The sequence below is a fragment of the Cedecea sp. B1(4) genome (assembly GCF_059414925.1).
Genome location: NZ_JCAHMZ010000375.1, coordinates 1 through 391, shown reverse-complemented (window position 1 = coordinate 391; position 391 = coordinate 1). Strand labels below are relative to the sequence as shown.

The 391-nt window shown below is 57.0% G+C and carries 1 protein-coding gene; it reads left to right on the top strand.

The genetic code is table 11. The features are described 5' to 3' along the window. Positions 1-33 precede the first annotated feature (33 nt). On the top strand, positions 34-391 hold a 358-nt coding region (locus ACR6JA_RS23365; protein WP_494599934.1), incomplete at its 3' end, for a hypothetical protein.

Sequence of the window (391 nt, the reverse complement as noted above, 5' to 3'; positions counted from 1 at the left end):
CGCGTGGTCTGCGAAGGGCCGACTGGTCGGTTTGTGATTGTTAGTCGCCAGAATGCGATCGCTGAATGGTCTCCGCAGGCGCAAAGCCTGGGAAAAGCTGCATTTCTGCGCGCAGGGACCGATGAACAGCTCCGAGCATGCGCCGAAGGGCTTCTGTTTAATGTGCGCATGGGCGGGAAATTGGCCTGGCCGGAGGTGGTTCGGTTCGCGCGCACGATCTACGCTGAAGGTGCAGAAGAGGTCGAACCCAATGATGGGCAGTTGCATCGTCTTCAAGAAGCATTGGAGGCGGCAGCATATGAGTGCTTCACCAAGCTCGCGACAGGGATCAACGAACATTCATTTAATCTCGCGACAGATTTCTACTACGGCCTGCCCACTGCGCGAATGC